The following is a 6,022-nucleotide window of genomic DNA, read 5'->3' as shown; positions in this document are numbered from 1 at the left end:
GAGCTCTTCGATGCCCTGGAGGTGCCAACCCCGACCCAGAAGAAGGTCAACGAGGCCGCGTAGCGATATTTTTTGAATCGCCCCCTCGGCGAATCAGGAAGTTACGAACCAAAGTGTTGAACCTCGGTTGCCTGCCCGCGATGATGCGATTGTCACCCCGAATCTCCCAAGTTCATCAGCCGCGGCGATAAGTTATTGATATCGCGGAACGCGACGTTTGAGTTGGCACAACTTAGGCGTAAGCGTTCATTCCCGGCCGTCTTGACCGGGCAGGGAGGAAGGAGCCGGGGTGCCGCTACTCGGAGCGGTTGTCATCATGCGGCATGATCGTGGTCCCGGTCTCCACGTCCTTGATCGGCGAGAGCATCGCCGGCGGGACGCGCCACTGGCGGTTGTCATCGGTGAGCACCGTGACCGTCTTGCGGTTGAACTTCACCAGTGTTCCCGTCAGCCGACCATCCCGGCTGGAGGCGAAGCTCACCCGAGCACCCACGTCGAAGGTCATCATTGCCTTGTGCGCATGCATTGTCTCGAGGAACTTCAGTCGTTCCACGATCCGGTGGTTGAGCGCGACGAGTTCGTCATAGGTGAGGTGGTCGATATCAACAGGCATGGCGTTCGACGTCGCTGGTCAGTGGGTCGTGCGCAAAGCGCTCCTTCCACACCCGGGGCGTGAGCGCGATGATGTCCCGGGCCGGATGCCGGCTGATGCGCTGGAGCACATCCACCAGGTAGGTGTGCGGGTTCACGCCCTGGAGCCGGCAGGTGGTCAGCAGGCTCTGCAGCGTGCCCACGTGCCGGGCACCGAGCTCCGTCCAGCAGAAGTTCCAGTTCTTCCGCCCCATGGGGATGACGCGCAGGGCACGCTCCAGGTGGTTGGTGTCGATGGGCACGGCGGCGTCGCCGAGGAATACGCGCAGCGGCCCCTCGCGCTCATGCGCATAGGCAAGCGCCTTCGCCAGCGGGTTGCTGGGCAACAGATCCTCGCGCTGGCGTTGCTCCCACACCCAGGCGAAGAACGCGTCCACCCGGGGCCGGGCGTGCTCGGCCCGGAAGGCCAGGGCCTTGTCGGGCTCGAGCCGGCGGTCTCGGATCGCGGCCTCGATCCGGTAAAGCCCCCGGATGTGCTCCAGCGCCGTGGCCACCGTCTCGGGCTCGGCTCCCTCCGCGGCGAGGAACTTGCGCCGGGTGTGCGCCCAGCACTGGGCATGGGTGAGGCCTTCAGTGGCTTCGGCGAAGCGCGCATAGGCGCTGTAGCCATCCGAGAGCAAGGTGCCGGCAAAGCCCTGGAGCTGCTCATGGACATGGCGCGTGCCCCGGTGCGAGGCATAGGTAAAGCTCACCTCGTCGGCCTCGCCGTAGATCGGCCAGTACCAGCCCTGCGCCATGCGCCCCTTGGCCTTGTTGCGGCCCGCCTTGATGGGCGTCTCGTCCATGGCCAGTACGTCACCCTCCAGGATATGGGCGTGCTGGGCATCATTGATCGGCGTGAGCAGCGCCGCGGTGCGCTGGGTGAGATGGGTCAGGGTCGCCCGACTCACCTGGATGCCGGCATCCGCGAGGCGCTGGTGCTGGCGGTACAGCGGCAGGTGGTAGCAGAATTTGTCCACCACCAGCCCGGCGAGGACGCTGACATCGGCGAGCGAGCCCTCCAGCACGCCCGCCGGCGCCGGCGGTGTGACCACCGTGGCCGCGGAGCGCTCGCGCAGCACCGGCCGGCGGTAGGCGAGCACCACGTAGCTGCCGGGGCGCTGGGCCAGGCGGTAGGTGGTCTTGTGGTCGATGACCTCCCAGCGATGGGCCTCCGTGCCGCTCAACTCCGGGGCGGTCACGTCGATGGTCTCCACGGGAACGCCGGCATCGAAGCGCAGGCCTGCGCCGGTGACCGCATCACCGCGGTCCTTGGTGCCGGGCTTGCGCCGCGAGTAGCTGACCTGCTCGGTGGTCGGCGACGCGGTCGCAGGGGCCTGTTCGGCGGTGAACAGATCCACCGTGGCCGCATCCACCGGCCGGCGCTCCGAGGTGGGCCCGAAGACCTGGCGCTTGAACCACTCCAGTTGCCGCGTGAGCGAGGCGACCTGGGCACGCAGCTCGGCGTTCTCCGCTGCCAGGTGCTCCGGCGGTGCCGTTGGCTCAGACTGGGGCTGGGTGGCGTCACGCATGGCGGCGCATTATACCGATGCCGGCCGGGCGGTTCGATGCTCGTAGCGCTTGTAGCGCGGGCTGCGGCTGGCGTCGATGCCCTCGAGCAGCAGCTTCAGCGCCGTGACATCCAGAGCGACCTTCTCGCCCTGGTGGCGCGGGTAGTGGAACTGCCCCTGCTCCAGGCGTTTGGCCCACAGACAGTAACCGCCACGGTCGAAGTACAGCACTTTCATGTACGTGCGCCGGCGGTTGATGAACACGAACAGATCCCCGCTCGCCGGCTCCTCGCCCAGGGCGTTGCGGGCGAGCGCCTCCAGGCCCGTGAAGCTCTTGCGCATGTCCGTTGGCCGGGCGTAGAGCCACACCCGCACCCGCGACTCCGGGAAGAACATCAGCGCCGCCGCAGCGTGAGCGAGACACCGTCACCCAGCGCGATCTCGACCTCCCAGCCTCCCGGCCGGTCGCCGGCCAGTTCGCCGAGATCAATGACCGCCGGACCGTCGTCAGCGGCAGGCTCGGCCGCAGCGTGCGACCGTCGCCGGTGGTACTGAAACGTGCTCAGCGCCAGCCCCTCGCGGCGGCAGAACGCCGCCTGGCTCAGGCCGCTGGCCTCATGTGCGGCGAAGATCTCCCGCCACTGGGCCTGCGTACGCCGAACATGCCGGACATGGTTGCTGCTCATCGCTGCCTCCCGCGTCAGTGAATGCACGGGAAAGGCTATGCGGGGATCAGGCCCTCAGGAAGAACGGCCTCGTTTGAACGCTTTCACTTAGGCCACGTGATCGCGGTGCGGCGGTTTCACCTCCAGATGCTTGAACAGATCCCGCTGAGCCCTATCCATGGAGATCCCCTGGATGGCCTCGCCGTCGAGGTGGACCTGATGCAGTTGCACGGTCTCCAGCGCCTCCAGCAGCCGCTCGACGCTGGCGAGACCCAGGGCCTCATTGGCCTTCAGACGCATGCGCAGCACGGTAAGCGCTCCACGAACCCCATCTGTTGAGGCGATTCCGGTTCCGGGACACTGAGCCTTCCAGATCGATGGGAGGCTTGGAGTATGTGGTTATCCCCGGTGCGCGCCCGCTGGCTGGGCCATTTGTATCACGCCCATGCGTTGGGCCTGTCGCTGAGCGAGTATGCCCGGCGCCAGGATGTCTCGCTCGCCGAGCTGATGGACTGGGAGCGTCGGCTGCATGAGGCCGGCGTTCCGGTTCCGGAGCGCCACCGCCCGGCACGGTTCGTCGCCGTGGAGGTGGTGGCATGATCCGGCCCGGGAGCGATGTGGCGGTGTATCTGTGCCGCGAGCCCGTGGACATGCGCAAGTCGATTGACGGTTTGTCGCTGCTCGTCCAGGAGGTCATGGCGTGCGACCCGTTCACCGCGGCGGTGTTCGTGTTCTGCAACCGGGCGCGGGATAAGGTGAAGATCCTGTTCTGGGAGCGCAACGGCTTCGTGGTCTGGTACAAACGCCTCGAGCAGGAGCGGTTCAAGTGGCCGGAGTGCGGTGAGCGGGATCGGCTCACGCTCACGGGCCAGGAGCTCAACTGGCTGCTCGACGGCATCGATATCACCCGCATGCAGCCGCACAAAGCGCTGCATTTTCAGTCGGTTGGATGAAAACCGCGCTCGCCTCAAGAGTGGCGCTTTGGTACAATTGGCCGCATGAACAAGGCCGATGCCAACACGATATCGACGGCTTCCGAGCTGCGGCGCGAACTCGATGCGCAGCGCGCCGAGATCGAACGCCTCCAGGCGCAGCTCGCCGACAAAGAGGCCGCCTGGGCGGCGGAGAAGCGCTCGCTGTTCGAGCAGATCCGACTGCTGCTCGATAACCGCTTCGGCCCCTCGACAGAGAAGTACAGCATCAAGCAGCAGGACATGTTCTTCGACGAGGCCGAGAGCCTGACCGATGACCCTGCCGAGGAAGACGACGCCGGCGACGACAGCGTTGATGACGACGAGCAGCCAGCCCGCAGTGGCGGCAAGCGTCGCCGGGGCGGCCGTGCCCCGCTGCCACCGGAGCTACCCCGCGTGGACATCGTCCACGACCTCCCCGAGGACGCGCAGCAGTGTGCCTGCGGCTGCGGTGCGCTCACGCGCATTGGCGAAGAAGTCACCGAACAGCTCGACATCATCCCGGCCCAGATCCAGGTGCTGCGCCACGTGCGCATCAAGTACGCCTGCCGGACGTGCGAGGATGGCGTCCAGATCGCCGATCTGCCGTCCCAGCCGCTGCCGAAGAGCAACGCGAGCCCTGGGCTGCTCGCCTACATCGCTACCGCCAAGTACCAGGACGCGCTGCCGTTGTACCGCCAGGAACAGGTGTTCAAACGACTGGGCCTGGAGCTGCCGCGGAACACGCTCGCCCGCTGGATGGTGGAGATGGGCGCGCTGCTCGCCCCACTGGCCGAGCGCCTGCGCGCCCATCTGCAAGGCGCGGAGCTCATCCTCATGGACGAGACCACCGTGCAGGTGAACACCGAGCCCGGGCGTACTGCGTCCAGCACCTCGTACATGTGGGTCCAGCGCGGCGGGCCGCCCGGGGCCGAGGTGGTGCTGTTCGACTACGACCCCAGCCGCTCGGGCCAGGTGCCGCGCCGTCTGCTGAATGACTATGGTGGCATCCTGCTCACCGACGGCTACGAGGGCTATGCCCAGGTCGTGCGCGATAATGCCATCACCCATGCCGGGTGCTGGGCGCATGCGCGGCGCAAGTTCAAAGAGGCCCAGAAGGTCCAGCCCAAGGGCAAGACCGGCAAGGCCGACCGGGCGCTGGCGTCCATCGGCAAGCTCTACCGGGTGGAGCGCGAAGCCCAGGGCCTGCCCGTTGAGGAGCGCGAGCGCTTGCGGGTCACCCAAAGCCAGCCGCTGATCGAGGATCTGCGCCAATGGCTCGACCAGTCCCTGGAACAGGTGCCGCCGAAGAGCGCCATCGGCAAGGCCGTGCATTACCTCAACAGCCAATGGCCCCGGCTTACTCGGTTCCTGGATGACGGGCGCATCCCGCTGGACAACAACCCCGCGGAGAACGCCATCCGGCCGTTCGTGGTCGGGCGCAAGAACTGGCTGTTCAGCCACACACAGCGGGGTGCGCACGCCAGTGCCACGATCTACAGCGTCATCGAGACGGCGAAGATCAACCGTCTGGAACCCTATGCGTACCTGCTCGAGGTGTTAAAGAGCCTGCCGGCGGCGACAACCGATGAGGCCATCGACGGCCTGCTGCCGTGGCATCAGGATGAGAGCCTATACACGCTCAAACCCGCCGAATAGGTGTGGTTCGCGGATCGCTTACGAACATTCCTGAAGATGAGGCGGCGGATCTGGACGACACTGACCGTGATGAACTGGAAGAGCTGATCGACGTTGCGTTCGGGCGAATTCTCGAGGGTGAGCCGATTCCCCAGAACGTGATCGACGACTCCCCGCTTGCGGCAAGTATGATTGATGCCTTTGCAGCGTTTGCTGAAGGTGACTTTCAGCTCTATCCGGCGGAAGCGATCTCGGATGAAGATCAGTTCGATGATTTCGTTGGCTTGGTCGCCGACGCGGCAGAGGGTCATTTGAATGAGATTGCCGAGCCGGATGCCGATTACGAGGAATTCGCGATCGGGCTGATTACCGGTGGAGATCAGGAGACGTCGCGGTTCGTCGATGAGGATATCCCGATGGAATTCCCGACCAAGGAGCCGGAGGATCCCTCAGATTTTGACCCTGGTGGTTCGCTGGAGCAGTTCGACGGTTTCGAGGACTATACGGAAACGGTGTTTGATGCGCTGGATGACTTCGGTGAGGATTACATGGACCTCATCGACGATGAACTCGATTTCGTCGGGTTTTCACCCATCTTCGAAGGGCTGGCCCCAGAAGCTGCCTGAGC

9 protein-coding genes are annotated in these 6,022 nt (G+C 65.5%); 4 read left to right on the top strand and 5 right to left on the bottom strand.

Features of this window, described 5'->3' with window-relative positions; all coding sequences use genetic code 11:
* Positions 1-295 precede the first annotated feature (295 nt).
* The 5 genes from ACNSTU_RS17265 to ACNSTU_RS17245 all read right to left on the bottom strand — a co-directional run bounded on the left by ACNSTU_RS17265 (position 296) and on the right by ACNSTU_RS17245 (position 3,115).
* On the bottom strand, positions 296-613 hold the full coding sequence (locus tag ACNSTU_RS17265) for a hypothetical protein (RefSeq protein ID WP_418212789.1): 318 nt from the start codon (positions 611-613) through the stop codon (positions 296-298).
* Positions 603-2,162: an IS66 family transposase gene (tnpC, locus tag ACNSTU_RS17260; protein WP_418212788.1), complete on the bottom strand. Its 1,560-nt coding sequence runs from the start codon at positions 2,160-2,162 to the stop codon at positions 603-605. Before tnpC (ACNSTU_RS17260) ends, ACNSTU_RS17265 begins: the two co-directional genes overlap by 11 nt.
* Before the next feature lie 9 nt (positions 2,163-2,171).
* Entirely contained in the window at positions 2,172-2,537 is a 366-nt protein-coding gene (gene tnpB / locus ACNSTU_RS17255; RefSeq protein ID WP_418212787.1) for an IS66 family insertion sequence element accessory protein TnpB, read from the bottom strand.
* The gene (gene tnpA / locus ACNSTU_RS17250; RefSeq protein WP_418212786.1) at positions 2,537-2,827 is read right to left on the bottom strand and encodes an IS66 family insertion sequence element accessory protein TnpA; all 291 of its coding nucleotides are present in this window, start codon (positions 2,825-2,827) and stop codon (positions 2,537-2,539) included. The genes tnpB (ACNSTU_RS17255) and tnpA (ACNSTU_RS17250) overlap by 1 nt, the downstream gene beginning before the upstream one ends.
* Positions 2,828-2,914: 87 nt before the next feature.
* Positions 2,915-3,115 carry a hypothetical protein gene (locus ACNSTU_RS17245; RefSeq protein WP_418212785.1) on the bottom strand — a complete coding sequence of 67 codons (201 nt, stop codon included), beginning with the start codon at positions 3,113-3,115 and terminating at the stop codon, positions 2,915-2,917.
* 84 nt (positions 3,116-3,199) lie between these two features.
* Between ACNSTU_RS17245 and tnpA (ACNSTU_RS17240) the strand changes: the two genes are divergently transcribed.
* Genes tnpA (ACNSTU_RS17240) through ACNSTU_RS17225 form a run of 4 tightly spaced genes read left to right on the top strand, consistent with a single transcriptional unit; the run spans position 3,200 to position 6,020 of the window.
* Positions 3,200-3,406, top strand: a complete 207-nt coding sequence (tnpA, locus tag ACNSTU_RS17240) for an IS66 family insertion sequence element accessory protein TnpA (RefSeq protein ID WP_167780922.1) — start codon at positions 3,200-3,202, stop codon at positions 3,404-3,406.
* A complete protein-coding gene (gene tnpB, locus ACNSTU_RS17235) occupies positions 3,403-3,759 on the top strand; it encodes an IS66 family insertion sequence element accessory protein TnpB (RefSeq protein WP_418212784.1) in 357 nt (118 codons plus the stop codon). Before tnpA (ACNSTU_RS17240) ends, tnpB (ACNSTU_RS17235) begins: the two co-directional genes overlap by 4 nt.
* Before the next feature lie 45 nt (positions 3,760-3,804).
* Positions 3,805-5,415, top strand: coding sequence for an IS66 family transposase (tnpC, locus tag ACNSTU_RS17230; protein ID WP_418212783.1), 1,611 nt, complete (start codon positions 3,805-3,807; stop codon positions 5,413-5,415).
* Between the two features lie 2 nt (positions 5,416-5,417).
* Positions 5,418-6,020 carry a hypothetical protein gene (locus ACNSTU_RS17225; protein ID WP_418212782.1) on the top strand — a complete coding sequence of 201 codons (603 nt, stop codon included), beginning with the start codon at positions 5,418-5,420 and terminating at the stop codon, positions 6,018-6,020.
* The last annotated feature ends 2 nt before the right edge of the window (positions 6,021-6,022 follow it).

Origin of the sequence: Aquisalimonas sp. APHAB1-3, from assembly GCF_048323695.1 — a bacterium.
GTDB lineage: Bacteria > Pseudomonadota > Gammaproteobacteria > Nitrococcales > Aquisalimonadaceae > Aquisalimonas.
This window is presented reverse-complemented; position numbering and strand designations above follow the sequence as displayed.